This window comes from Novosphingobium sp. BL-A-41-Hi4A-0G, assembly GCF_055521735.1.
Genome location: NZ_CM145501.1, coordinates 383,491 through 405,390, shown reverse-complemented (window position 1 = coordinate 405,390; position 21,900 = coordinate 383,491). Strand labels below are relative to the sequence as shown.

Here is a 21,900-nt window from a genome sequence, read left to right as displayed (position 1 = left end):
CGTCAGAACTCCAGCCCGCCTGCGCGGGCAGCGTCAGCCAGCGCCTTGACGCGGCCATGGAACAGGAACCCGCCGCGATCGAACACGACGGTGGTGATGCCGGCAGCCTTGGCCTTCTCGGCGATCTCGGTACCAACCTTGGTGGCGGCATCGACGTTCGCGCCGATCGACTTCTGGCCCTTGACCAGCGTCGAGGCGGCAGCAAGCGTCTTGCCGGCTGCGTCGTCGATGATCTGGACGTAGATGTGACGGCCGGAGCGATGCACCGAAAGGCGAGGACGACCGCCCGAACGAGCCTTGAGCGCCGTGCGGACGCGACGGCGGCGGCGTGCGAAGAGAGACAGCTTTGCCATTACTTCTTCTTCCCTTCCTTGCGGAAGATAAACTCGCCGCGGTACTTGATGCCCTTGCCCTTGTAAGGCTCGGGCTTGCGCCAGCGACGGATCTCTGCGGCGACCTGGCCGACCTTCTGCTTGTCGATGCCCGAGATTTCCACCGTGGTGTTGTCAGGGGTCTTGATCTCGATGCCTTCCGGCACCGGGAAATCGACGTCGTGGCTGTAGCCGAGCTGCAGCTTCAGGTTCTTGCCCTGAGCGTTGGCACGATAGCCGACGCCGGTGATTTCAAGAACCTTGGTGTAGCCCTGCGTAACGCCGGTCACGAGGTTGTCGACGAGGGTGCGCTGCATGCCCCAGAAGGCACGCGCAGCCTTGGTGTCGTTCGCCGGCTTCACGAGGATCGTGTCGCCGTCGACGGTGTAGCTAATCTCGTCACGGAGCGTGAGCGTCAGGGTGCCCTTCGGGCCCTTCACGGTCAGCACGCCGTCCGCGATGTTCGCAGTGACGCCACCGGGGATCACCACCGGCTTCTTGCCGATGCGGCTCATCAGAACACCTCCGCAAGCACTTCGCCACCGACGTTGGCAGCGCGTGCTTCGGCATCCGAAAGCACGCCCTTGGGCGTCGAGACGATGGTGATGCCAAGACCGTTGCGGATCACCGGAAGTTCCTTGGAACCCGAGTAGACGCGACGGCCAGGCTTGGAGACACGGGCAACATGCTTGATCGCAGGCTGGCCTTCGAAATACTTGAGCTCGATGCGCAGCTGCGGGTGGGCGCCGGTGGCGTCCTCCGAGAAACCGCGGATGTAGCCCTCACGCTGAAGGACTTCGAGCACGTGCGCACGCAGCTTTGAGGCGGGCGAAAGGACCGAGTCCTTCTTTGCCTGCTGGCCGTTGCGGATGCGGGTGAGCATATCACCCAAGGGGTCGGTCATAGCCATCGGATGATCCTTACCAGCTCGACTTGGTCAGGCCGGGGATAAGGCCCTTGTTGCCCTTGTCCCGCAGCTCGATGCGGCACAGGCCGAACTTGCGATAGTAGCCACGCGGGCGGCCGGTCGTTGCGCAGCGGTTGCGCACCCGGGTCGGGTTCGCGTTGCGCGGAAGCTCGGCCATCTTGAGGCGGGCAATCAGGCGCTCGGTTTCGTCGAGCGACTGGTCGTCAGCCGTAGCCTTGAGCGCAGCATACTTCGCCGCAAACTTCTGAACGAGCTTCTTGCGCTTCTCGTTCTTGTTGATGGAACTCAGTTTCGCCATGGACTTAAGCTCTCTTCTTCAATTCTGGATCACGCGGCCTGCTGCTCTTCAGCAGCTTCCTGCGGGAACGGGAAACCGAACAGGCGGAGCAGCTCGCGCGCTTCGTCGTCCGTCTTCGCGGTCGTGGTGACGATGATGTCCATGCCACGCACCTTCTCGATCTGGTCGTAGCTGATCTCCGGGAAGATGATCTGCTCCTTCAGACCCATCGCGTAGTTGCCGCGACCGTCGAACGACTTCGGGTTCAGACCACGAAAGTCGCGGATGCGGGGCATTGCGATGGTGATGAGGCGGTCGAGGAATTCGTACATGCGTTCGCGGCGCAGGGTAACCTTGCAACCGATCGGCATGCCTTCACGCAGCTTGAACTGCGCGATCGACTTCTTCGCCTTGGTGATGACGGGCTTCTGGCCGGCGATCAGCTCCATTTCTGCAGCTGCGGTCGTGACCTTCTTCTTGTCCTGGCTCGCTTCGCCCACGCCCATGTTGAGCGTGATCTTTTCGATGCGCGGGATTTCCATCGCGTTCTTGTAGCCGAACTTGGCCTGCATCGCGGCAGCGATCTCGGCGTCATACTTCGACCGCAGACGCGGCGTATACTTGTCAGCCATCGATCGTCTCCCCGGACTTCACGGCCACGCGGACCTTCTTGCCGTCCTTGGTTTCAAAGCGGACGCGGGTGGGCTTGCCATCCTTGTCGGCAACCGAAACCTTCGAGATGTGCATCGGCGCTTCGAAGCGATCGATGCCACCCTGCGGGTTCTGCTGGCTCGGCTTGCGGTGACGGGCAGCGATGTTCACGCCCTGCACGACGACCTTCTCATCCTTCGGAAGGACCTGAAGGACGGTGCCGGTGCGGCCCTTGTCCTTGCCCGAACGAACGACGACGGTGTCGCCCTTCTTGATCTTCGCGGCAGCCATTACAGCACCTCCGGCGCGAGCGAGATGATCTTCATGAAGCCCTTGCCGCGCAGTTCGCGAACGACGGGTCCGAAAATACGCGTGCCAATGGGCTCTTCGTTCTTGCCGACGAGCACGGCAGCGTTGCCGTCAAAACGGATGACCGAACCGTCTGCACGGCGGACATCCTTCTTGGTGCGCACGATAACCGCACGGTGCACGTCGCCCTTCTTGACGCGGGCACGCGGCTGCGCTTCCTTGACCGACACCACGATGATGTCGCCAACGCTTGCGAACCGACGCTTCGAGCCACCCAGCACCTTGATGCACTGGACGCGCTTTGCGCCGCTGTTGTCCGCCACGTCGAGATTGGATTGCATCTGGATCATTGATCCGGTTCCTTCTCACTGGCTTGCCGGAACCAGTCCGGCAGTTCCAAAACAGTAGCCGGGGCCGCTACACGACTGGTGCCGCGAAGCAACCCCTAACTTGACTGACGACTATCAGACGTCCGCTTCGATCGCGGTGCCCTTGCCGGCCGTGACGCGGTCGATGACCTTCCACGTCTTCAGCTTCGAGATCGGCGCGGTCTCTTCGATGCGCACGGTCTCGCCGGTCTTGAAGGCATTCGCCTCGTCATGGGCGTGATACTTCTTCGAGCGGCGGATGATCTTCCCGTAGAGCGGGTGCTTCACCTTGCGCTCGACCTTCACGACCACGGTCTTGTCGGTCTTGTCGGAAACGATGGTTCCGACCAGAATACGCTTGGGCATAGTAGCTTCCTTACGCCTGGGCCGACTGAGAACGCTCAGTCTGCAGCGTCTTGATGCGCGCGATGTCGCGACGGACTTCCTTGATGCGCGCGGGGCGCTCAAGCTGGTTCGTCGCGCCCTGGAAACGCAGGTTGAACTGCTCGCGCTTCAGCTCGGCGAGTTCAGCGTTCAGCTGGTCGTCGCTCTTGGCGCGAAGGTCTTCGATCTTGGCCATCATTCGACTCCCAATCACTCGCCGCCAAGGTGCGAAGTGTCACCCAGGCGGGCAACGACCTTCGTCTTGATCGGCAGCTTCATCGCGGCGCGGCTGAAAGCCTCGGCCGCGAGCGGGCCGGGGACGCCGTCCAGTTCGAAGAGGATGCGGCCCGGCTTCACACGGGCTGCCCAGTATTCGATCGAACCCTTGCCCTTGCCCTGGCGGACTTCGGCGGGCTTCTTCGAAACCGGCACGTCGGGGAACACGCGGATCCACAGACGGCCCTGACGGCGGATGTGGCGCGTGATCGCGCGGCGGGCCGCTTCGATCTGGCGGGCGGTGACGCGTTCCGGTTCCAGGGCCTTGAGGCCGTAGGAGCCGAAGTTCAGGTCCGTGCCACCCTTCGCAAGGCCGTGGATGCGGCCCTTGAAGGTCTTGCGGAACTTGGTCTTCTTCGGTTGCAGCATGGTGCTTCTCTAACCTCGAGGATCAACGAGCCGGACGGACGCCGGAAGTCTGAGCTTCCATCATCAGTCGGTCCTGGGCCATCGGATCGTGACCGAGGATCTCACCCTTGAAGATCCAGGTCTTGATGCCGATGATGCCATAAGCGGTCAGCGCCTCGGCTTCGGCATAATCGATGTTCGCGCGCAGCGTGTGCAGCGGAACGCGACCTTCGCGATACCATTCGACGCGGGCGATTTCCGCACCACCGAGACGGCCACCGCAGGTGATCTTGATGCCTTCGGCTCCAAGACGCAGGGCGGACTGCACGGCGCGCTTCATCGCACGACGGAAGGCAACGCGGCGGACCAGCTGGTCGGCGATGCCCTGGGCAACGAGCTTGCTGTCGATTTCCGGCTTGCGGATCTCGACAATGTTCAGCTTCACGTCGCTGCTGGTCATCGCGGCAAGCTTCGAACGAAGCTTCTCGATGTCAGCGCCCTTCTTGCCGATGATGACGCCCGGGCGGGCGGCATAGATCGACACGCGGCACAGCTTGGCAGGACGCTCGATCACCACCTTCGAGATCGCTGCCTGCGGCAGGCTCGTGACGATGAACTTGCGGATCTCAAGGTCTTCCTTGAGCATCTGCGCATAGTTGCGACCTTCCGCGTACCAGCGGCTGTCCCAGGTGCGGTTGATCTGCAGGCGCAGACCGATGGGGTTCGACTTGTGACCCATGATCAGGCCTCCTCAACTTCGCGGACCACGATCCGCAGCCGGCTGAACGGCTTCAGGATGCGGGTCGACTTGCCGCGACCACGGGTGTGGAAGCGCTTCATCGTGATCGACTTGCCGACCGAGGCTTCCGCCACGACCAGAGCGTCGACGTCGAGGTTGTGGTTGTTTTCCGCATTGGCGATCGCCGAAGCGAGAACCTTGCGGGCGTCAACCGCCATGCCCTTCTTGGAGAAGGCCAGGATGTTCATGGCCTCTTCGGCCTTGCGACCGCGGATCAGCGCAGCCACGAGGTTCAGCTTCTGCGCCGAACCGCGGATCTGCGTGCCGACCGACAGCGCTTCCTTGTCGCCAACGCGACGGGGTGCCTTAGGCTTGCTCATCAGCGCTTGCCCTTCTTGTCAGCGGCGTGACCCGGGAACGTGCGCGTCGGCGCGAATTCACCAAGCTTGTGGCCGACCATCTCTTCCGAGACGGAGACGGGGATGAACTTGTGCCCGTTGTAGACGTTGAACGTCAGGCCAACGAACTGCGGAATAATGGTCGAACGACGCGACCAGGTCTTGATCGGGCCAGCGCGGCTGCCTGCATCCTGAGCGGCTTCTGCCTTCTTCAGGAGGTGCAGCTCGACGAAGGGGCCCTTCCAGACGGAACGTGCCATGTGGTCTTACCTCTTCTTCTTCGCGTGGCGCGAACGAATGATCATCTTGTCCGTCGACTTGTTGTGACGGGTGCGGGCGCCCTTGGTCGGCTTGCCCCACGGAGTCACAGGATGACGGCCACCCGAAGTACGGCCTTCACCACCACCGTGCGGGTGGTCGACCGGGTTCTTCGCAACACCGCGAGTCAGCGGACGCTTGCCGAGCCAGCGGTTGCGACCGGCCTTTGCAAGGTTCGTGTTCGCGTTGTCCGGGTTCGACACGGCACCGACGGTGCCCATGCAGTCACCGCGCAGGTAGCGCTGCTCGCCCGAGTTCAGGCGAACGATGACCATACCGCGGTCACGACCGACGAGCTGGACATAGGTGCCTGCCGAACGTGCGATCTGCCCGCCCTTGCCCGGCTTCATCTCCACGTTGTGGATGATGGTGCCGATCGGCATCTGCGACAGAAGCATGGCATTGCCCGGCTTCACGTCGGTCTTCTCGCCAGCGACGACCACATCGCCGACAGCCAGACGCTGCGGAGCGATGATGTAGGTCTGCTCGCCGTCCTCATACTTGATGAGAGCGATGAACGCGGTGCGGTTGGGGTCATACTCCAGACGCTCGACGGTAGCCGGCATGTCCCACTTGCGACGCTTGAAGTCGATGAAGCGGTACTTCTGCTTGTGACCACCGGCGATGCCGCGCGAAGTGACATGGCCCTTGTTGTTGCGGCCGCCGGTCTTCGACTTGCCTTCGGTCAGCGCCTTGACCGGCTTGCCCTTCCACAGCGACGACTTGTCGACGAGGATCAGGCCGCGCCGGGCGGGGCTGGTCGGATTGTAGCTCTTGAGTGCCATGGTCTAGCCTCAGATCCCGCTGGTGACGTCGATCGACTGGCCTGCGGCCAGGGTCACGACAGCCTTCTTGACGTCGGAGCGCTTGTAGGGCTTGCCCTTCCAGCGCTTGGTCTTGCCCTTCTGCGTCAGGGTGTTCACCTTGGTGACCTTGACGTTGAACAGGGCTTCGACCGCTGCCTTGATCTCCGGCTTGGTCGCCTTTTCGGCAACCTTGAAGACCACGGCGTTGTTTTCGCTCAGCAGCGTTGCCTTTTCGGTGATGTGGGGAGCCACGATCACGTCATAGTGACGCGTGTCGATTGCGTTAGCCATTGAAACGCGCCTCCAGCTTTTCGACAGCAGAGCGCGTCAGCACCAGCGTGTCATGCTTCAGGATGTCGTAGACGTTCGCACCGATCGCGGGCAGCACGTTGACGCCGACGATGTTGCGGGCAGCCTTGGCGAAGTTGTCGTTCACCGCATCGCCGTCGATCACCAGAACCTTGCGGCCCCAGTTGGCCTTGCCGAGTTCTGCAACCAGAGCCTTGGTCTTGGCTTCGATGTCGAGGTTGTCGACAATCACCAGACCAGCCTTGGCCTTGGAAGACAGCGCCATCTTCAGACCGAGCGCACGAACCTTCTTGTTCAGCGAAGGGTTGAAGTCACGAACGCGAGGACCATGGGCCTTGCCGCCGCCGATGAAGATCGGAGCTGCGCGATCGCCGTGACGAGCCGTACCGCCGCCCTTCTGGTTGCCGAACTTCTTGCCGGTGCGGGCAACGTCCGAACGCTCGCGCGCCTTGCGGGCAGTGCCGCGACGCTTTTCGAGCTGCCAGGTGACAACGCGGTGCAGGATGTCTGCGCGGGGCTCGACGCCGAACACGGCTTCCGACAGTTCGACTTCGCCCTTGCCGGCAGTGCCGTCGAGATTGAGGATCTGAACCTTCACGACTTAGCCCTCCTGACCTTCGGTGGCTTCGACAGCCGCGACGGCTTCCGCCGGGGTGTCGGCAGCTGCCGAGTCATTGCTGTTGGCGGCCTGCTTGAGGCCGGCGGGATAGGGCGCTTCAGCGTGACGCGAGACCTTCACGGCGTCGCGCACGAGGAGCCATGCGTTCTTCGAACCGGGCACCGAGCCCTTCACGAAGATCAGGCCACGCTCGTCGTCGGTGCGGACGACTTCGAGGTTCTGCTGCGTGCGCTGACGGTCGCCCATGTGGCCGGCCATCTTCTTGTTCTTGAAAACGCGACCCGGATCCTGGCGGTTACCCGTCGAACCGTGAGCACGGTGCGAGATCGAGACACCGTGGGTGGCGCGCATACCGCCGAAGCCCCAGCGCTTCATAGCGCCCTGGAAGCCCTTGCCCTGGGTGTTGCCGGTGATGTCGACATACTGGCCGGGGACGAAGTGCGAAGCGGCGATGGTCGAGCCGACATCGAGCAGCGCGTCTTCTGCAACGCGGAACTCGGCGACTTCCATCTTCAGCGGAACTTCTGCCTTGGCAAAATGCTCGCGCTGCGGCTTGGCAACGTTCTTCTGCTTGGCTTGGCCAGCACCGAGCTGAACCGCGACGTAACCGTCACGGTCTTCAGTGCGAACCGAAACCACCTGGCAATTTTCTAGCGACAGGACAGTGACCGGCACGTGCCGACCATCTTCCTGGAAAAGGCGGGTCATCCCCACCTTCTTCGCGATCACGCCGGTGCGCATGATCCATACTCCATAACAGAGGCATGCCGGGCCCATCCCGACATGCGTGTTCAGCCCGTATGTGAAGCGCGCCCCCGACCGGGCTGAGTACCCCTGCCTTGGCAGAAGCAATCGGGGGACGCTTGCCCGGCTGTGCCCGTAAAGGCGGCGCCGGAGGTATCCCATTGTCAACGAGGCTTTTGTTACCCCGGAAACTCTGGCCCTTCACCGAAATGAAGGCTTGGCCGAACAAGTCCGACCAGAAATTCTGGGTCGTTGCGGACGACCCGACCGGAGCTGGCGACTGCTTTCGCAGGCCGCTCGATCAGCGGCCTCAGGCCAGCTTGATCTCGACGTTCACGCCGGCCGCGAGGTCCAGCTTCATCAGCGCGTCGACAGTGGCCGCATTGGGCTGCACGATGTCGAGAAGGCGCTTGTAGGTACGGACCTCGAACTGCTCACGCGACTTCTTGTCGATGTGCGGACCGCGGTTCACGGTGAACTTCTCGATGCGCGTCGGGAGCGGAATGGGACCCCGGATCAGCGCGCCGGTGCGGCGGGCGGTATCTGCAATTTCTCCAGTGGCCTGGTCGAGCACACGATGATCAAAGGCCTTGAGGCGAATGCGGATATTCTGGGCGTCCATGTCCGTTTACCGATGCGAAAGAGCAAAAACAAAAAAGGTCAGTCAACCTGCCCTCTACCCCACCCCATTTCCTGAAGCTCGGGGAGAGCGGGCCGACTGCCTAAAAGCGATCAGTCAGTAAAAAACCGACCGGCGGGAAGAGCGAATCTCCCCGCCGGTGCGCGGCCTATATTACTTCGTGATCGTGCTGACAACCCCCGAACCGACGGTACGGCCGCCTTCGCGAATTGCGAAGCGCAGACCCGGATCCATCGCGATCGGAGCGATCAGCTTGACAGCCAGGGTGACGTTGTCGCCCGGCATGACCATCTCGGTGCCCTCGGGAAGGATCACTTCGCCGGTCACGTCGGTGGTGCGGAAGTAGAACTGCGGGCGGTAGTTGGCGAAGAACGGCGTGTGACGGCCACCTTCGTCCTTCGACAGCACGTAGACCTCAGCCGAGAACTCGGTGTGCGGCTTGACCGAACCGGGCTTGCAGAGAACCTGGCCACGCTCGACTTCTTCACGCTTGATGCCACGGATCAGCGCGCCGACGTTGTCGCCGGCTTCACCCTGATCGAGCAGCTTGCGGAACATTTCGACGCCGGTCACGGTCGTCTTCATGGTGTCCTTCAGACCCACGATTTCGACTTCTTCGCCAACCTTGACGATACCGGTTTCGATACGGCCGGTCACCACGGTGCCACGACCCGAGATCGAGAACACGTCTTCGACCGGCATCAGGAACGGCTTGTCGGTCGGACGCGGCGGCTGCGGGATGTAGCTGTCGACCGCTTCCATCAGCGCGTTGATCGAGTCGCGACCGATGTTGTCGTCACGGCCTTCGAGAGCGGCCAGAGCCGAACCCTTGACGATCGGAATATCGTCGCCCGGGAAGTCGTACGACGACAGCAGTTCGCGAACTTCGAGTTCGACGAGCTCGAGGATTTCCTCGTCGTCAACCTGGTCGACCTTGTTCATGTACACGACCAGAGCAGGCACGCCGACCTGGCGGGCGAGCAGGATGTGTTCGCGGGTCTGCGGCATCGGGCCGTCAGCAGCGTTCACGACCAGGATCGCGCCGTCCATCTGGGCAGCACCGGTGATCATGTTCTTCACGTAGTCAGCGTGACCCGGGCAGTCGACGTGCGCGTAGTGACGGTTGGCGGTTTCGTACTCGACGTGTGCGGTCGAGATGGTGATGCCGCGCTCGCGCTCTTCGGGAGCCTTGTCGATGTTCGCGTAGTCAGTGAACGTCGCGCCACCGGTCTCTGCGAGAACCTTGGTGATTGCGGCGGTCAGCGTGGTCTTGCCGTGGTCGACGTGACCGATGGTGCCGATGTTGCAGTGCGGCTTGGTCCGCTCAAACTTAGCCTTGGCCATTGTTCAAACCTTCTTTTCAATGTGTGCAGATACTGCGGGAAATGGACGGCACCCGCTGAATCGAGCGCCGCCCCTAATGCTATCCGTGCTCTTATGCAAGCTTCGCCTTGAGCTCGGTCGCGACGTTCGCCGGGACCTCGTCGTAGTGGTCGAAGAACATCGAGTAGTTTGCACGGCCCTGGGTGAACGAGCGGAGCTGGTTCACGTAGCCGAACATGTTTGCCAGAGGCACCATTGCCACGACGGCCTGGGCATTGCCGCGGCTGTCGGTGCCTTGGATCTGGCCACGACGGGAGTTGATGTCGCCGATCACGTCGCCGAGATATTCGTCCGGCGTGATCACTTCGACCTTCATGATCGGCTCGAGCAGCTTGATGCCGGCCTTCTGGGCGGCTTCGCGCATGGCACCGCGGGCGCAGATTTCGAAGGCCAGGGCCGACGAGTCGACGTCGTGGTACGCACCGTCATAAAGCAGGACTTCGAAGTCGATGATCGGGAAGCCGATCAGCGAGCCCGTCAGCGCGGTTTCGCGGAAGCCCTTTTCGATCGCGGGGATGTATTCCTTCGGAATGTTACCGCCCTTGATTTCGTCCTTGAAGACGAAGCCCGAACCACGCTCGCCCGGCGTGACCTTGACCTTGACGCGGCCGAACTGGCCGGTGCCGCCCGACTGCTTCTTGTGGGTGTGGTCAAGATCGATCGGCTTGGCGAGGTATTCGCGGTAGGCCACCTGCGGCGCACCGACGTTCGCCTCGACCTTGAACTCGCGCTTCATGCGGTCGACAAGGATTTCGAGGTGAAGTTCGCCCATGCCCTTGATGATCGTCTGGCCCGATTCGTGGTCGGTCGAAACGCGGAACGAAGGGTCCTCGGCCGAGAGACGGTTGAGCGCGATGCCCATCTTCTCCTGGTCGGCCTTGGTCTTGGGTTCCACCGACAGTTCGATGACCGGCTCGGGGAATTCCATGCGCTCGAGGATGATCGGATGCTTTTCCGAGCACAGGGTGTCGCCCGTGGTCGTCTCCTTCAGACCCGCGATGGCAACGATGTCGCCGGCATAGGCTGCATCGATGTCTTCACGGTTGTTGGAGTGCATCAGCAGCATGCGGCCGACCTTCTCCTTCTTGTCCTTCACCGAGTTCAGGTACGTGCCCTTGGTCAGCGTGCCCGAGTAGATGCGGGTGAAGGTCAGCGAGCCGACGAACGGGTCGTTCATGATCTTGAACGCCAGCGCCGAGAACGGTGCATCGTCAGCGGTCGGACGGCTGTCCGGCTCGTCCGTGTCGGGGTTGATACCCTGCACGTCTTCGATGTCGATCGGCGAAGGCAGGTAGTCCACCACTGCGTCGAGCAGGCACTGGACGCCCTTGTTCTTGAACGCCGAACCGCACAGCACCGGCACGAAGGCCTGGCCGAGCGTACCCTTGCGGATAAGCGCCTTCAGCGTCGCCACGTCAGGCTCGTTGCCTTCAAGATACGCTTCCATCGCCTCGTCGTCCTGCTCGACGGCGAGTTCGATGAGGTTGTTGCGATACTCGGCGGCTTCGTCAGCCATGTCGGCCGGGATCTCTTCGTAGAAGAACTCGGCGCCGAGCGATTCATCCTTCCAGATGATCGCACGCTGTTCGACGAGGTCGACGAGGCCCTTGAAATCGCTCTCGGCACCGATCGGCAGATACAGCACCGCCGGCTTCGCGCCGAGGCGGTCGATGATCGTCTGCACGCAGTACTTGAAGTTCGCGCCGGTGCGGTCGAGCTTGTTGATGAAGCACATGCGGGGGACGTTGTACTTGTCGGCCTGGCGCCAGACGGTTTCCGACTGGGGTTCGACGCCGGCGACGCCGTCGAAGGCGGCGACAGCGCCGTCCAACACGCGCAGCGAACGCTCGACTTCGATGGTGAAGTCGACGTGGCCGGGGGTGTCGATGATGTTCAGGCGGTGGTCGTTCCAGAAGCAGGTCGTCGCGGCCGACGTGATCGTGATGCCGCGCTCCTGCTCCTGCTCCATCCAGTCCATGGTCGCGGCGCCGTCATGGACTTCGCCGATCTTGTAGGACTTGCCGGTGTAGTAGAGGATGCGCTCGGTCGTCGTCGTCTTACCGGCGTCGATGTGCGCCATGATGCCGAAATTGCGATAGCGCTCGAGCGGATGGCTGCGTGCCATGGTGCTATTCCTTGGGAGTATGGGGGGACCGGACAGGTCCCGCCCATATGGTTACCATTGTGACCGTTTAAAGACGGCCGCAAATACCGCCAGCGATTACCAGCGGTAGTGGCTGAACGCGCGGTTGGCGTCGGCCATGCGGTGGGTGTCTTCACGCTTCTTGACGGCGTTGCCACGGTTGTTGGCAGCATCGAGCAGCTCGGCCGAGAGGCGCGCGGCCATCGTCGTTTCCGAACGGTTGCGCGCAGCGGTGATCAGCCAGCGGATGGCGAGCGCCTGGGCACGCTCGGGGCGAACCTCGACCGGGACCTGGTAGGTCGCACCACCGACGCGGCGCGAGCGCACTTCGATCTGCGGACGGACGTTGTTCAGCGCATCGTGGAAGAGCTGGACCGGGTCCGCCTTCGCACGCGTCTGCATGGTTTCGAGAGCGCCATAGACGATGCTTTCGGCAACCGACTTCTTACCATCGAGCATGAGGTTGTTCATGAACTTCGACAGAACCTGATCACCGAACTTCGGGTCGGGCAGGATGACCCGCTTTTCCGGACGACGACGACGTGACATATTGTGTACTCCTTCGGAGTGAGCCTTCCGCATCCGCGTCAGGCTCTCGGCTCCGGCCCGCTCCCCCTCCCGGCCACCCACAGCCTACCCAAGGGTGGGTAGCCGGGAGGGGGAGCGGTCCTGCGCCGGACCTTGGCCTAATTACTTCGGACGCTTGGCGCCGTACTTCGAGCGGGACTGCTTGCGGTCCTTGACGCCCTGCGTATCGAGCACGCCGCGCAGGACGTGGTAGCGAACGCCGGGAAGGTCGCGAACGCGGCCGCCGCGGATGAGCACGACCGAGTGCTCCTGCAGGTTGTGGCCTTCACCCGGGATGTACGAAATGACTTCGCGGCTGTTGGTCAGGCGGATCTTGGCGACCTTGCGGAGAGCCGAGTTCGGCTTCTTCGGGGTGGTCGTGTAGACGCGGGTGCATACGCCGCGCTTCTGCGGGTTCTGCTCCATCGCAGGGACCTTGGACTTGGCCTTCTGCGGTTCGCGGCCCTTGCGGACCAGCTGATTGATAGTGGGCATGTGAAAACTTCACCTGTAGTTCTGGCGCTTCGGCCGAAGGTGAAGGATGCGGGACCCGCGAAGTGCAATCCGGTTGCCGTATCAGCCAACCGTCATCCCGGCGAGGGCCGGGACCCAGCCCAACGAGAAAGTCCCGCAGGGTCAATCGCAATCACGAACCGAAACGCTCCACCCGCAACTTTCGTCACCGGGTTACTTTGACGGATTACCTGGGAGACCCAGACGCACCGGCAATGTTCAGCTCAAGCCACGGACACGGCCCAATCGATTAAAAGGGGCCGCACCTGTGGAAGGAGGCGCCCTTAGGCGGGTTTGGGGGTGGGGTCAAGCACCATTAGCCAAAGCTTACGACTGACAGGCCAAGTTCGTTCTCGATCAACTCATCTGTCAGTCAGGAATCGCTGATGGCATCACAGGCTGCATCTAAGTTTAGCCCAAAGAGCGCTTCGGTAGTCCTGACCCGATGAACTGCTGAACCAGCCAAAACTGACTGCCTTCCGACTGGCCGATAGCTAAATCCATTCCTATAAAGTTCTCTAACACTCTCATGGTCAGCGTTTGTCACTAGAATCGAGGCACCCCGACTTCCGGCACGTTTTAGTGCAGCAGCGAGTCGAGCTTGATCCTCCCAACTGAATATTTTCTCGTTATATTTTACAAAGCCATTCATATTGTGCTTAACTGTATAAGGTGGATCAACAAATAAAAAATCACCGTCTCCACAAGAATCAACAGTCTCCTCAAAGTCGCAACTTCTAATTACCGCATTATTGAGTACATCTGCATAATCTTGCAGATTTTCATTCTTAAATATCACGGATGTCTTAGTACCAATCGGGACATTAAATTTACCCTTCCTGTTGACCCGATACAATCCATTCCAACAAGTTCGATTTAAGTAAAGCATCTGCGCCGCACGCTCTAAGTTAGACGCATACTCCGAAGAGCGCACAGCATAGTAATGTTCCTTAGAGTGAGCATTATGATGTGCCTCAAGAAGGGTCTGAAGTTCAATCGGCCGGTCTCGTACCATTTGATAGAGGTTGATCAAATCTGCGTTGACGTCAGTGAGCAGGGCTCGTTCCGGAGCGAGTGCAAAAAACACTGCGGCACCGCCCAGGAACGGCTCCACAAACCGATCAAACCTCTTTGGTACGGGGACACCCGCACTCACTAGCCAGCGCTTACCGCCTGCCCACTTCAGAAACGGAGTTAGGACTACGTTAACCCGATTCTCACCGTTCCCCAACATTACCATTGGGGAAGAATATCTACCAGATCGCGATATAGCCGCGTCTCACCAGACGTGCCTGGCAAATACCTATCCGTGTTAAAGTCAGCGTCATTTAATCGACTTCTCTGAAAGAGATCAAAGAAATCAGAGGAGCGAACCATTTCTCCCGGAACTGCAACAAAATTATACGCATCCTTGAAGAAACGCATTAATGCTCGGAATCCGTTTGTCCGCGGCAATATTTGCCCTGCGCCGCCAACCTTCCAAGCTAATGGCCAGCGATGTTTAACCGCGTCAAAGTAGTTCCACAGCAACTCAGCAAGGTCTAATTCTCGATTTTCCAAGAAAAACCTCCGAAGCACAAGTCGCGTAGCTTCGTCATCAGAGATTGGCCGAAAAGATTTACCCCTCCGAGCCCAATCTCGGTCGGTGATCAACTGCGATTTGTTAGCAACCATATGGGCTAAGATTGCCTCAACCACCGTTGCCTGCGACAAAGGCTCTGGCGCGGATCGACCAGGAGTAGCGGTTCCGAGCCGCTTAATCCGTTCGTAAAACGGACTACCCTCTGTCTGATCCAGAGATAAGCAAACAGAGTGCGCTATTCTTTCCGGCGAATTGGACGTACTGTAGCTGAACAAGTCGTAAACCAAGCTCTTACTTACCTTGGTTTGAGCAAGATTTACAGTAGCAAATACCCGGGCTTGATCTTCAATATCTGCATCAATAAGCACAGCAACATTGACGTCAAAGTCCCTCTTGTTGGCCCTCTTTAGGCCTTCAATTCTGTGTTGACCATCGATGACCCTGACCACCCTTGCATAGCCGAAGAGATCTCCATCAACAGCCACTTCTTCGCTGCGAATCTTCATCTTAAGACCGCCATCGGTCAGTTCAATTAAGTCAATGCAATCTGCTGAAACTGCCAAAACGACAGCGGTCGGAAACGTTGCATCGATAGTTCCAACGTATGTCGCAATTTCCTGAACACGCTTTTCACTCAATTCCCGCTGCACACCTGTCGCTAGATAAATGCCATCTTCCTTCTGCCTGATTTCACGCATGTCATATTCTGCGAGTTCCCACAGCACTCCACTCGCAATTGTCCCTACATAAAGATCACCCAAGGGCTGGCGCGCTCGAACGACGTTCATCACAACCTCGCGGGTCATACGATTCTCCCCGACATCCGCTCGCTTAGTCCGCGCTGTAACTTTTTAGAAACATTAGTCCCCGCCGCCAACGCATCAGCCGCCTCCACTGTTTTCATAGCATCAGCGAGAATCCTGATCGAGAGCACTGCCAAGTATAGCAGCAAAGCAGCGGGACCGACGAACTGCTGGCCCTGCTGAAGAGTTGGGTCAATTCCGACGAGTGCAACTAAAAAGAAAAGGCAAACTGTCGCAAAAGAACCAATCCACAATGTGGCGATATCCGGCAGTTTCTTTCTAAAGCAAAAAAGTAGCAGAGTAACCAAAGACCCCATCGAAAAGAAAGACAGTTGTCCATTCCAAAGAAATGACCAATATTCTCCTCCTACTAAGTCCTGCTTAATGATCAATGAGACCCGACCTAGAAGAAGAGGTGCCAAACTTATCAAGGCGACAAAAAGAACATCGAATGCCGCCGTGCCGAAGTGGCCTAGCACTGATTTCCAATATGCACTCATCAAAGGGATCCCCTACGTGCAGCCGGTTTAGCGGAGGGTAAGCGCCGATCAACAAAAAAGTTTTGGCGTCAAGGACTCACTGCCTGTGTGAGAGACACTTCATTGGTTTCAGACTCGCTTTGTTCCGTTCGCTAGTTTTGCGCTTTTGCTTGCTCTGTGGCTTCGATGCGGGTCTTGATTGCAAGTTTATGCCCGACTCCCGGGAGCGCGAGGGTGATGACCCTCGCATCTTGGCTTTCTTCCTGACCCTTCCATGTTTTCGCTTTCCTACATTTAACCGTATGGGTTAATTGTGGGGGATGGATGAGATTGAGCGCGATGAGTTTGAGGTGGTGCTGAACAGCGCGTGCCCCTCCACCACCCCGGATCAGGTCCGGGGTGGTCCCCCTCCCTCCCCGCCTTCGCGGGGACAGGCGGGGGAGGAAAAGCGAACATCTCGGGTGCGGCGGGTGGATGTGGTGGAGGAGTCGGCGCTCGACTTTGTGCCGTTTGTGCATGTGGCGCCTCGGCGCAATTCGATCACGCCCGACAAGCAGCGGCGGTTCATTGCTACGCTGGCGGCTACGGGGATCGTGAGTCAGGCGGCGCTGAGCATCGGGGCTTCGGTGGAGGCGCTGTACAAGTTGCGGCATCGGATGGGCGCGGAGGACTTTGCGCGGGCGTGGGATGCGGCGGTGGAGCAGGGCTATTCGCGGCTGGAGGACTGCGCGCTGGAGCGGGCGATTGCGGGGGAGGAGCGGCCGGTGGTCTCGCGCGGGAAGGTCGTCGCCACGTGGACGCATCACAATACCGGGCTGCTGATGTTCCTGCTGCGCGCGCGGCGGCCGGAGAAGTATGGGGCGGTGCGGGTGGGCGACCTGCGGCCGGGGCATCCGGTCTATGACGCGCTGAAGGTGCAATGGGAGCGCGAGCGGGCGGCGGCCGATGCGGTGGAGGCCGAGGCGGTTCGTCGGTCCCTGCACGGGCGGTTGCTGGAGATGCGGGAGCGGGTGCTGGCCCTTCGTCAAGCTCAGGGTGAGCGGCCCTTCGGCGGGCTCAGGATGAATGGGGTTGAAGGGGAAGCGGAAACGGAGCCAGCGGAGGGGGCGCCAGGGGAAGCGGGCGGGCTCTGCTGACTCCGTTCGCTCGGGGCCGGCCGGTGTGGCCGGCCCGGGGGTGTCGACTTTGTCAGGCAGGCTCGGCGGCGTCCTCGTCGGCCGCGGGTTCCGGGACCGGGTCGGCCAGTTCCTCGGCGATGGCGAGGGCGCGCTTGCACAAGGTGGCGAGCGTGGCGTCCATCGCGGCAAGGCCGGTGGTGCTGAGGCAGACGAAGGTGCGGCGGCCATCGCGGCCATCATCCTCACGCTCGACCATGCCGCGCGCTTCGAGGATGCGCAGCCAGCGCAGCGCGGTGGTCGGCGGCACGTGGGCGCCGATGCAGGCGCTGGTGGTCGGCACGCGGCGGCCTTCGCGCGCGGCGACGTAGAGATCGAGCAGGATGTCCCAGGTCGGCTCGCCGAACAGCTCGGCGGGGAGGTAGCGGTGGCGGCGGCGGCGGCTGGCGTAGAGCTCGCGCGCCAAGGCGGTGTGGCGCTGGATCGTCGCCTCGTCGAGCGCGGGGCGGATCGTGGCGGGGACGACGAGGCGCAGGCCGTTGCGGCGGCCGGTGGACGGCGGCGTGGCGGTGGCGGTGGCGCGCGTGGAACGGACAGTCATATGGGGCTCCTGAACTGGAGGAGATATGTCGCCTGGTGGCGTGATGACGCCGGGGCAGTGCCCGATCAGGCGGGTTGCAGGGCAGGACGCCAGGCGTGGTACGGGCCGATGTGCCGCTTGCGCCTGAGGTGCGCGCGGGTCCCTGCGAAGAGCGCCGCGGTCTGGATGGCGACGGGCAGCTGCGTCATCGCGAAGTAGCCGTAGCGGACGAGCGAGAGGTCGATCAGCTTGGACGTGTGCGCGAGGACGACGATGATCTGCGCCGAGCAGGCCCAGAGCGGCCAGCCGCGGTTGGCCCTCAGCGCGACCCACAGCATGCCGAGCAGGGCCCAGCCGTCGATCACCAGGTGGCCGGGGTTGAGCGCGAAGAACGCCGGGTCTCCGAACATGGCGTGGTTGATCGCGTCAGCCGTGGCGGTGGCGATGATGATGCCCGAGACGAGCCGCTCGGGCTCCTCGCCCTTGCGCAGGGCAAAGGCGAGGATGGCGACGATGGCGGCACGGTAGAGCCATATCAGCACCATCGCCTGCGCCCTCCCCCGGGCGGCCGGCGCCTTGGCTGGTCGGGGGCCTTATGCGGCATCGGCCAGTGCGACCGGGCGACCTGCGTCACCGAGCGAGCCAGCAGGCGGGCAATCGTCGATGAACGAGCCCATCTCGCGGCCCACGTCGAGCAGCTTGCCGTGGACGCGGGCGAGTTCGCCGCTGGCATCGAGCACGGCCTTCTGGCTGGCGGCGAGGCGGAGCAGGGCGTCATGGCCGGTGAACGGGCCTGCGGCGGTCTCGCGCCGGGCGCGGACCATGGTGGCAAGCAGGTTGGCCTGGCGGATCAGCGCCTCGTCGAGCGCGGCCTCGGCCTGGTGTAGGTCCCGCGTTATGCGCATGCCGTGGACGGCGACGGCGTTGTCGTTGGAACGCGCGGCGGCTTCGGTCCCGAAGTTCACGGTAACAGTGTTGTCGGTAGCTTTCATCATTACACCCCATCCCGCCGTCTTTGGAACGGCAGACCCCTTTCTCGAGGATGGCGGCGCCCCCGCGCCGACCATCCGGTTCATGGACGGAGATGCGTGGCCGGGCAGAGTGCGATCAGTGATCGAGCATGGTGGACAGCTGCACGAACATGCTCAGCCCTCCCAGCACGATCAGGATCAGGAACACCGTTATGCCGCCAATGTAACCCAGCCGCAGAAAGGTGCCGTTCGGCCCGTCGAACATCTCCGGGAGAACGTGGTGATAGGCGGTTGCGTCCACCTTGCCAGAAGGAGAAGGCTCCCCGGCAAGTGCGGCCTGGCCCCTGCTCTCGATCCCTGGTGCATCGTGCACCGGAAAGCCGAACCCTGCCGCAGACGTTCCGACATCCACGTCATCCCGGACCGGTGATGCGACGGGAAGCGGGGGGAAACCTATATGGGAATCTTCATATACGGGTTGTTCGTATGTCGCCATCAGGCGCCGATAGGCCTGCGCGACTTCCCCCCGAGTGGCGACGCCGAGCTTGGCGCGGGCGAGCATGATGCGCTGGTCGACCGTGTGCGGCGAGATGCCCAGAAGGCGGGAAATCTCCTTCGAGGTCTTGTGCTCGATCAGCAGGTCGAGAACTTCGCGCTGCTTGGCAGTAAGCTCGACCAGCGGGTTATCGAATACTTCCCCTGTCACGATCATATGTTCGCCGTGTCCCGATCAATCCGCGCCCCACAAAAAGGGTAAACGGCCCCTGTCCCGATCTTGCCCGAAAGCGGCGAAATTTCCAACTCGTCTTTCATAAAGCGTTACCAAATCCTCAGATATTGGTTAACGTCGGTCTAATTCCGCATCGTATCATCTGTGTAGATGGGACTTGCTGTTCATGGGTCGCAAGCTGGTGCACAAGCCATCCGGGGACCGAATCGGTCGGATGACGGGAAATCGCATGGCGAGACGCAACACTGGGCGGGTCGTGGCAATGGGACGTGCCATTCTGGCGCTCGCATTTCTGCTCGCCCTCTGGCTCGATCCCTCGGTTCCTGCGCGCGGTGCAACCTACGGCTATGCGCTGCTGAGCATCTACACCCTGTGGACGGCCGCACTGATGGTCGTGGCCTGGCGGAGCTGGTGGTTCGACTTCCGCCTTGCGCCCCTCGCCCAAGGCCTCGACATCGCGATGTTCCTGGCAGCGGTCTATTTCACCGAAAGCCGCTTCACCGAGTTCCAGAGCCCGTTCCTGGCCTTCGCTGCGTTCCTGCTGGTTGCCGCGATGGTTCGCTGGAACTGGCGCGCAACCGTGCTCACCGCGATCGTGCTGCTGGGCACCAACCTGATCTTCGGCATCACGCTCTACAAGCTCGGCGTCGACATCGACCTGTTCCGGTTCGTCCGCCGGACGATCTACATGATCCTGCTGTCATCGATGCTGATCTGGCTGAGCATGTCGAGGGGCAGCGGGCGCACGGTTACCCTGCCGGAGCCTTCGGGCATTCCCGGAGAGCGCCGCGATATCGTGTTCGATGCCGCGCTGGCGCTTGTCGCGCGTTCCTTCGGTGCCACGCACGTGGCGTTTGCCTTTGCCAGCAGCGAGGAGCCTTGGATCGAGTTGCGCCGCCTTGACGGTTCGACCTTGACGAGGGACCAGCTTTCACCCGAGGATTTTGCCGAAGAACTGCTGACGCCACGCGCCGCAGCGCTGTTCGATGTCAGGCGCGGGCATATCCTGACCCACCTGGCGCATGACCCGTCCATCATACGGGCCGAAGGCAAGCTGCAATCGCGCCTCGCGCGTACGCTTGGCGCCGACAGTGGCATCATGGTTTCCGTACAGAGCGTGACGGGCTCAGGCCATCTGGTGGCCTGGGACACCGACGCGCTGAGCTTCGACGACATCGGCCTGATGGGGGCAATCGCGGATGAACTGGGCCGCGCGCTCGACCGTGAGGAAATGGCCCGGCTGGCCCGCAATGCCGCCGAAACCGGCGTGCGGCACGCCGTCGCCCGTGATTTGCACGACAGCGTCGCGCAGTTTCTTGCCGGAACCCTGTTCAGGCTGGAAGCGCTACGCCGCTGGATTCGCGAAGGCAACGATCCCGAAGGCGAAATAGATTCGATCAAGAACGCCCTGCGCCGCGAACAGGGCCAGTTGCGCCTGCTGATCGAACGCCTGCGCCGTGGTCAGGAGAGCGACCGGCGCACCGACATCGCCGAGGAACTACACGACCTGCTCGCCGAAGCCGGGGCGCACTGGCATATCGAAACCGCCCTGGTCCTGCCCGACCGTGCGCTGCCCGTTTCCGTGCAGCTTTCCCACGAGATAAGACAGCTGGTGCGCGAAGCGGTTGCAAACGCCGCCAAACACGGCAAGTGCCGCAAGGTCACCGTCCGCGTGGATGACGAAGGCGGGCAGATCCGGCTGAGCATCGCCGATGATGGCATGGGTTTTCCGCCGATCGATACCGCACCGAGGCCGCGCTCGATCACCGAGCGGGTGGAGGCTCTCGGCGGCAGTTTCGAACTACACAGCAGCGGCGGCGGTGCCCGTCTTGAAATAGCGCTCAGATCCGGAGAATTCGCATGATCCCCATTCTCGTTGCAGACGATCACGGCTTCATCCGCGCCGGTGTCGAAGCCGTCTTGCGGGGAACGCGTTTTGCAGTGGTAGCCGCCACGGCGAGCGGCGAGGAAACGCTCGACGCGGTCAAGACCCATGATCCGGCAATCGTGCTGCTGGACATCAACATGCCGGGCATGAACGGGGTACAGGCACTTGAAGCCCTGCGCGAACGGGGTGACAAGCGCCCGGTGGTCCTGCTGACTGCAGAGATCAATGACCGCCAGCTGCTTTCGGTGATGCGGGCAGGGGTCGAGGGCATCGTGTCCAAGGACGGGGCGGAAGATGGTCTCGTCGAAGTGCTCGAAAAGGTTCACGCCGGCCAGAAGGCGATCGAGCCGACCTTCCTGCAGCGCGCCATCGATCTTTCGCTGCGGCCCGACACGCAAGGCCCTCTCGCCAAGCTCAACCCGCGCGAGCGCAAAATTGCCGGACTGGTTGCCCGCGGCCTGCGCAATCGCGACATCGGTTCGGAACTGGGGATCGGCGAAGGCACGGTGAAGGTCTATCTCCACACGATGTACCAGAAGCTGGGCATCGACAACCGCACCGAACTGGCACTGCTGGCGGTGAACGATCAGGACGCCTGAGGGGGTTTCCTGAGGCCCGAAAAGAAGCGGGGCCCCGGGTCGAGCCCGGGGCGACGGTGAGG

General features: G+C 61.6%; 32 protein-coding genes. 3 read left to right on the top strand and 29 right to left on the bottom strand.

The window, feature by feature from the left end:
• Window positions 1–2: 2 nt before the first annotated feature.
• The 25 genes from rplR to ACZ1JX_RS02010 all read right to left on the bottom strand — a co-directional run bounded on the left by rplR (window position 3) and on the right by ACZ1JX_RS02010 (window position 15,976).
• Complete coding sequence (rplR, locus tag ACZ1JX_RS02130) at window positions 3–353, bottom strand: 50S ribosomal protein L18 (RefSeq protein ID WP_144902011.1); 351 nt, start codon at window positions 351–353, stop codon at window positions 3–5.
• Window positions 353–886, bottom strand: coding sequence for a 50S ribosomal protein L6 (gene rplF / locus ACZ1JX_RS02125; RefSeq protein WP_465125169.1), 534 nt, complete (start codon window positions 884–886; stop codon window positions 353–355). Before rplF ends, rplR begins: the two co-directional genes overlap by 1 nt.
• Window positions 886–1,281 (bottom strand): 30S ribosomal protein S8, encoded by a 396-nt coding sequence (gene rpsH, locus ACZ1JX_RS02120; protein WP_039334346.1) that lies wholly within the window; start codon window positions 1,279–1,281, stop codon window positions 886–888. Before rpsH ends, rplF begins: the two co-directional genes overlap by 1 nt.
• 10 nt (window positions 1,282–1,291) lie before the next feature.
• Window positions 1,292–1,597 carry a 30S ribosomal protein S14 gene (rpsN, locus tag ACZ1JX_RS02115; protein WP_144902015.1) on the bottom strand — a complete coding sequence of 102 codons (306 nt, stop codon included), beginning with the start codon at window positions 1,595–1,597 and terminating at the stop codon, window positions 1,292–1,294.
• Window positions 1,598–1,626: 29 nt separating this feature from the next.
• Window positions 1,627–2,208 (bottom strand): 50S ribosomal protein L5, encoded by a 582-nt coding sequence (rplE, locus tag ACZ1JX_RS02110; RefSeq protein ID WP_465125168.1) that lies wholly within the window; start codon window positions 2,206–2,208, stop codon window positions 1,627–1,629.
• The gene (rplX, locus tag ACZ1JX_RS02105) at window positions 2,201–2,518 is read right to left on the bottom strand and encodes a 50S ribosomal protein L24 (protein WP_144902019.1); all 318 of its coding nucleotides are present in this window, start codon (window positions 2,516–2,518) and stop codon (window positions 2,201–2,203) included. Before rplX ends, rplE begins: the two co-directional genes overlap by 8 nt.
• A complete protein-coding gene (rplN, locus tag ACZ1JX_RS02100; protein WP_084278971.1) occupies window positions 2,518–2,886 on the bottom strand; it encodes a 50S ribosomal protein L14 in 369 nt (122 codons plus the stop codon). Before rplN ends, rplX begins: the two co-directional genes overlap by 1 nt.
• Before the next feature lie 114 nt (window positions 2,887–3,000).
• On the bottom strand, window positions 3,001–3,270 hold the full coding sequence (gene rpsQ, locus ACZ1JX_RS02095; protein ID WP_144902021.1) for a 30S ribosomal protein S17: 270 nt from the start codon (window positions 3,268–3,270) through the stop codon (window positions 3,001–3,003).
• 10 nt (window positions 3,271–3,280) lie between these two features.
• Window positions 3,281–3,487: a 50S ribosomal protein L29 gene (gene rpmC, locus ACZ1JX_RS02090; protein ID WP_039334358.1), complete on the bottom strand. Its 207-nt coding sequence runs from the start codon at window positions 3,485–3,487 to the stop codon at window positions 3,281–3,283.
• An 11-nt stretch (window positions 3,488–3,498) separates the two neighbouring features.
• Complete coding sequence (gene rplP, locus ACZ1JX_RS02085) at window positions 3,499–3,933, bottom strand: 50S ribosomal protein L16 (protein ID WP_144902025.1); 435 nt, start codon at window positions 3,931–3,933, stop codon at window positions 3,499–3,501.
• Between the two features lie 22 nt (window positions 3,934–3,955).
• The gene (gene rpsC, locus ACZ1JX_RS02080) at window positions 3,956–4,651 is read right to left on the bottom strand and encodes a 30S ribosomal protein S3 (RefSeq protein WP_144902027.1); all 696 of its coding nucleotides are present in this window, start codon (window positions 4,649–4,651) and stop codon (window positions 3,956–3,958) included.
• Window positions 4,652–4,653: 2 nt separating this feature from the next.
• The gene (gene rplV, locus ACZ1JX_RS02075; protein ID WP_144902029.1) at window positions 4,654–5,031 is read right to left on the bottom strand and encodes a 50S ribosomal protein L22; all 378 of its coding nucleotides are present in this window, start codon (window positions 5,029–5,031) and stop codon (window positions 4,654–4,656) included.
• Window positions 5,031–5,309: a 30S ribosomal protein S19 gene (rpsS, locus tag ACZ1JX_RS02070; RefSeq protein ID WP_144902031.1), complete on the bottom strand. Its 279-nt coding sequence runs from the start codon at window positions 5,307–5,309 to the stop codon at window positions 5,031–5,033. The genes rplV and rpsS overlap by 1 nt, the downstream gene beginning before the upstream one ends.
• Before the next feature lie 6 nt (window positions 5,310–5,315).
• A complete protein-coding gene (rplB, locus tag ACZ1JX_RS02065) occupies window positions 5,316–6,152 on the bottom strand; it encodes a 50S ribosomal protein L2 (RefSeq protein ID WP_144902033.1) in 837 nt (278 codons plus the stop codon).
• Window positions 6,153–6,161: 9 nt separating this feature from the next.
• Window positions 6,162–6,464 (bottom strand): 50S ribosomal protein L23, encoded by a 303-nt coding sequence (locus ACZ1JX_RS02060; RefSeq protein WP_039334368.1) that lies wholly within the window; start codon window positions 6,462–6,464, stop codon window positions 6,162–6,164.
• Window positions 6,457–7,080: a 50S ribosomal protein L4 gene (rplD, locus tag ACZ1JX_RS02055; RefSeq protein WP_465125167.1), complete on the bottom strand. Its 624-nt coding sequence runs from the start codon at window positions 7,078–7,080 to the stop codon at window positions 6,457–6,459. Before rplD ends, ACZ1JX_RS02060 begins: the two co-directional genes overlap by 8 nt.
• A 3-nt stretch (window positions 7,081–7,083) precedes the next feature.
• Window positions 7,084–7,842, bottom strand: coding sequence for a 50S ribosomal protein L3 (gene rplC / locus ACZ1JX_RS02050; protein WP_465125166.1), 759 nt, complete (start codon window positions 7,840–7,842; stop codon window positions 7,084–7,086).
• A gap of 313 nt (window positions 7,843–8,155) precedes the next feature.
• The gene (gene rpsJ, locus ACZ1JX_RS02045) at window positions 8,156–8,467 is read right to left on the bottom strand and encodes a 30S ribosomal protein S10 (protein ID WP_039334374.1); all 312 of its coding nucleotides are present in this window, start codon (window positions 8,465–8,467) and stop codon (window positions 8,156–8,158) included.
• 171 nt (window positions 8,468–8,638) lie between these two features.
• Entirely contained in the window at window positions 8,639–9,829 is a 1,191-nt protein-coding gene (gene tuf, locus ACZ1JX_RS02040) for an elongation factor Tu (RefSeq protein WP_144902039.1), read from the bottom strand.
• Window positions 9,830–9,920: 91 nt separating this feature from the next.
• Window positions 9,921–11,993 (bottom strand): elongation factor G, encoded by a 2,073-nt coding sequence (fusA, locus tag ACZ1JX_RS02035; protein ID WP_465125165.1) that lies wholly within the window; start codon window positions 11,991–11,993, stop codon window positions 9,921–9,923.
• Window positions 11,994–12,089: 96 nt separating this feature from the next.
• Window positions 12,090–12,560, bottom strand: a complete 471-nt coding sequence (gene rpsG / locus ACZ1JX_RS02030) for a 30S ribosomal protein S7 (protein WP_039334380.1) — start codon at window positions 12,558–12,560, stop codon at window positions 12,090–12,092.
• 141 nt (window positions 12,561–12,701) lie between these two features.
• A complete protein-coding gene (gene rpsL, locus ACZ1JX_RS02025; RefSeq protein ID WP_011444902.1) occupies window positions 12,702–13,073 on the bottom strand; it encodes a 30S ribosomal protein S12 in 372 nt (123 codons plus the stop codon).
• Between the two features lie 391 nt (window positions 13,074–13,464).
• A complete protein-coding gene (locus ACZ1JX_RS02020; protein WP_465126336.1) occupies window positions 13,465–14,325 on the bottom strand; it encodes a DNA adenine methylase in 861 nt (286 codons plus the stop codon).
• Window positions 14,325–15,479 carry a DGQHR domain-containing protein gene (locus ACZ1JX_RS02015; protein WP_465125164.1) on the bottom strand — a complete coding sequence of 385 codons (1,155 nt, stop codon included), beginning with the start codon at window positions 15,477–15,479 and terminating at the stop codon, window positions 14,325–14,327. Before ACZ1JX_RS02015 ends, ACZ1JX_RS02020 begins: the two co-directional genes overlap by 1 nt.
• Window positions 15,476–15,976 carry a hypothetical protein gene (locus ACZ1JX_RS02010; protein WP_465125163.1) on the bottom strand — a complete coding sequence of 167 codons (501 nt, stop codon included), beginning with the start codon at window positions 15,974–15,976 and terminating at the stop codon, window positions 15,476–15,478. The genes ACZ1JX_RS02015 and ACZ1JX_RS02010 overlap by 4 nt, the downstream gene beginning before the upstream one ends.
• A 299-nt stretch (window positions 15,977–16,275) precedes the next feature.
• Between ACZ1JX_RS02010 and ACZ1JX_RS02005 the strand changes: the two genes are divergently transcribed.
• Window positions 16,276–17,091, top strand: coding sequence for a hypothetical protein (locus ACZ1JX_RS02005; protein WP_465125162.1), 816 nt, complete (start codon window positions 16,276–16,278; stop codon window positions 17,089–17,091).
• Between the two features lie 52 nt (window positions 17,092–17,143).
• On the opposite strand, the gene ACZ1JX_RS02000 is transcribed toward ACZ1JX_RS02005, so the two are convergent.
• The 4 genes from ACZ1JX_RS02000 to ACZ1JX_RS01985 all read right to left on the bottom strand — a co-directional run bounded on the left by ACZ1JX_RS02000 (window position 17,144) and on the right by ACZ1JX_RS01985 (window position 19,333).
• The gene (locus tag ACZ1JX_RS02000) at window positions 17,144–17,671 is read right to left on the bottom strand and encodes a MarR family transcriptional regulator (protein ID WP_465125161.1); all 528 of its coding nucleotides are present in this window, start codon (window positions 17,669–17,671) and stop codon (window positions 17,144–17,146) included.
• Window positions 17,672–17,736: 65 nt separating this feature from the next.
• Window positions 17,737–18,195 carry a hypothetical protein gene (locus ACZ1JX_RS01995; protein ID WP_465125160.1) on the bottom strand — a complete coding sequence of 153 codons (459 nt, stop codon included), beginning with the start codon at window positions 18,193–18,195 and terminating at the stop codon, window positions 17,737–17,739.
• A gap of 48 nt (window positions 18,196–18,243) precedes the next feature.
• Window positions 18,244–18,645: a hypothetical protein gene (locus ACZ1JX_RS01990; RefSeq protein WP_465125159.1), complete on the bottom strand. Its 402-nt coding sequence runs from the start codon at window positions 18,643–18,645 to the stop codon at window positions 18,244–18,246.
• Window positions 18,646–18,757: 112 nt separating this feature from the next.
• Window positions 18,758–19,333 carry a helix-turn-helix transcriptional regulator gene (locus ACZ1JX_RS01985; RefSeq protein ID WP_465125158.1) on the bottom strand — a complete coding sequence of 192 codons (576 nt, stop codon included), beginning with the start codon at window positions 19,331–19,333 and terminating at the stop codon, window positions 18,758–18,760.
• 247 nt (window positions 19,334–19,580) lie between these two features.
• Between ACZ1JX_RS01985 and ACZ1JX_RS01980 the strand changes: the two genes are divergently transcribed.
• Complete coding sequence (locus ACZ1JX_RS01980; protein ID WP_465125157.1) at window positions 19,581–21,215, top strand: sensor histidine kinase; 1,635 nt, start codon at window positions 19,581–19,583, stop codon at window positions 21,213–21,215.
• Window positions 21,212–21,838, top strand: coding sequence for a response regulator (locus ACZ1JX_RS01975; RefSeq protein ID WP_465125156.1), 627 nt, complete (start codon window positions 21,212–21,214; stop codon window positions 21,836–21,838). Before ACZ1JX_RS01980 ends, ACZ1JX_RS01975 begins: the two co-directional genes overlap by 4 nt.
• Window positions 21,839–21,900 lie beyond the last annotated feature (62 nt).

What these genes read in the sequence shown, in the direction of transcription:
- ACZ1JX_RS01980 (WP_465125157.1), top strand. Translation starts at nt 19,581, where the DNA reads ATGGCGAGACGCAACACTGGGCGGGTCGTGGCAATGGGACGTGCCATT.
- rplX (WP_144902019.1), bottom strand. Translation starts at nt 2,518, where the DNA reads ATGGCTGCCGCGAAGATCAAGAAGGGCGACACCGTCGTCGTTCGTTCG.
- rplF (WP_465125169.1), bottom strand. Translation starts at nt 886, where the DNA reads ATGAGCCGCATCGGCAAGAAGCCGGTGGTGATCCCCGGTGGCGTCACT.
- ACZ1JX_RS01975 (WP_465125156.1), top strand. Translation starts at nt 21,212, where the DNA reads ATGATCCCCATTCTCGTTGCAGACGATCACGGCTTCATCCGCGCCGGT.
- rplP (WP_144902025.1), bottom strand. Translation starts at nt 3,933, where the DNA reads ATGCTGCAACCGAAGAAGACCAAGTTCCGCAAGACCTTCAAGGGCCGC.
- rplB (WP_144902033.1), bottom strand. Translation starts at nt 6,152, where the DNA reads ATGGCACTCAAGAGCTACAATCCGACCAGCCCCGCCCGGCGCGGCCTG.
- rpsN (WP_144902015.1), bottom strand. Translation starts at nt 1,597, where the DNA reads ATGGCGAAACTGAGTTCCATCAACAAGAACGAGAAGCGCAAGAAGCTC.
- ACZ1JX_RS02000 (WP_465125161.1), bottom strand. Translation starts at nt 17,671, where the DNA reads ATGACTGTCCGTTCCACGCGCGCCACCGCCACCGCCACGCCGCCGTCC.
- ACZ1JX_RS02015 (WP_465125164.1), bottom strand. Translation starts at nt 15,479, where the DNA reads ATGACCCGCGAGGTTGTGATGAACGTCGTTCGAGCGCGCCAGCCCTTG.
- rpsS (WP_144902031.1), bottom strand. Translation starts at nt 5,309, where the DNA reads ATGGCACGTTCCGTCTGGAAGGGCCCCTTCGTCGAGCTGCACCTCCTG.
- ACZ1JX_RS01985 (WP_465125158.1), bottom strand. Translation starts at nt 19,333, where the DNA reads ATGATCGTGACAGGGGAAGTATTCGATAACCCGCTGGTCGAGCTTACT.
- rpsH (WP_039334346.1), bottom strand. Translation starts at nt 1,281, where the DNA reads ATGGCTATGACCGACCCCTTGGGTGATATGCTCACCCGCATCCGCAAC.
- rpmC (WP_039334358.1), bottom strand. Translation starts at nt 3,487, where the DNA reads ATGATGGCCAAGATCGAAGACCTTCGCGCCAAGAGCGACGACCAGCTG.
- ACZ1JX_RS02060 (WP_039334368.1), bottom strand. Translation starts at nt 6,464, where the DNA reads ATGGCTAACGCAATCGACACGCGTCACTATGACGTGATCGTGGCTCCC.
- rpsL (WP_011444902.1), bottom strand. Translation starts at nt 13,073, where the DNA reads ATGCCCACTATCAATCAGCTGGTCCGCAAGGGCCGCGAACCGCAGAAG.
- rpsC (WP_144902027.1), bottom strand. Translation starts at nt 4,651, where the DNA reads ATGGGTCACAAGTCGAACCCCATCGGTCTGCGCCTGCAGATCAACCGC.
- rplE (WP_465125168.1), bottom strand. Translation starts at nt 2,208, where the DNA reads ATGGCTGACAAGTATACGCCGCGTCTGCGGTCGAAGTATGACGCCGAG.
- ACZ1JX_RS02005 (WP_465125162.1), top strand. Translation starts at nt 16,276, where the DNA reads ATGGATGAGATTGAGCGCGATGAGTTTGAGGTGGTGCTGAACAGCGCG.
- fusA (WP_465125165.1), bottom strand. Translation starts at nt 11,993, where the DNA reads ATGGCACGCAGCCATCCGCTCGAGCGCTATCGCAATTTCGGCATCATG.
- rplC (WP_465125166.1), bottom strand. Translation starts at nt 7,842, where the DNA reads ATGCGCACCGGCGTGATCGCGAAGAAGGTGGGGATGACCCGCCTTTTC.
- rpsQ (WP_144902021.1), bottom strand. Translation starts at nt 3,270, where the DNA reads ATGCCCAAGCGTATTCTGGTCGGAACCATCGTTTCCGACAAGACCGAC.
- ACZ1JX_RS02020 (WP_465126336.1), bottom strand. Translation starts at nt 14,325, where the DNA reads ATGTTGGGGAACGGTGAGAATCGGGTTAACGTAGTCCTAACTCCGTTT.
- tuf (WP_144902039.1), bottom strand. Translation starts at nt 9,829, where the DNA reads ATGGCCAAGGCTAAGTTTGAGCGGACCAAGCCGCACTGCAACATCGGC.
- rpsG (WP_039334380.1), bottom strand. Translation starts at nt 12,560, where the DNA reads ATGTCACGTCGTCGTCGTCCGGAAAAGCGGGTCATCCTGCCCGACCCG.
- rpsJ (WP_039334374.1), bottom strand. Translation starts at nt 8,467, where the DNA reads ATGGACGCCCAGAATATCCGCATTCGCCTCAAGGCCTTTGATCATCGT.
- ACZ1JX_RS01990 (WP_465125159.1), bottom strand. Translation starts at nt 18,645, where the DNA reads ATGATGAAAGCTACCGACAACACTGTTACCGTGAACTTCGGGACCGAA.
- rplN (WP_084278971.1), bottom strand. Translation starts at nt 2,886, where the DNA reads ATGATCCAGATGCAATCCAATCTCGACGTGGCGGACAACAGCGGCGCA.
- ACZ1JX_RS02010 (WP_465125163.1), bottom strand. Translation starts at nt 15,976, where the DNA reads ATGAGTGCATATTGGAAATCAGTGCTAGGCCACTTCGGCACGGCGGCA.
- rplV (WP_144902029.1), bottom strand. Translation starts at nt 5,031, where the DNA reads ATGAGCAAGCCTAAGGCACCCCGTCGCGTTGGCGACAAGGAAGCGCTG.
- rplR (WP_144902011.1), bottom strand. Translation starts at nt 353, where the DNA reads ATGGCAAAGCTGTCTCTCTTCGCACGCCGCCGCCGTCGCGTCCGCACG.
- ACZ1JX_RS01995 (WP_465125160.1), bottom strand. Translation starts at nt 18,195, where the DNA reads ATGGTGCTGATATGGCTCTACCGTGCCGCCATCGTCGCCATCCTCGCC.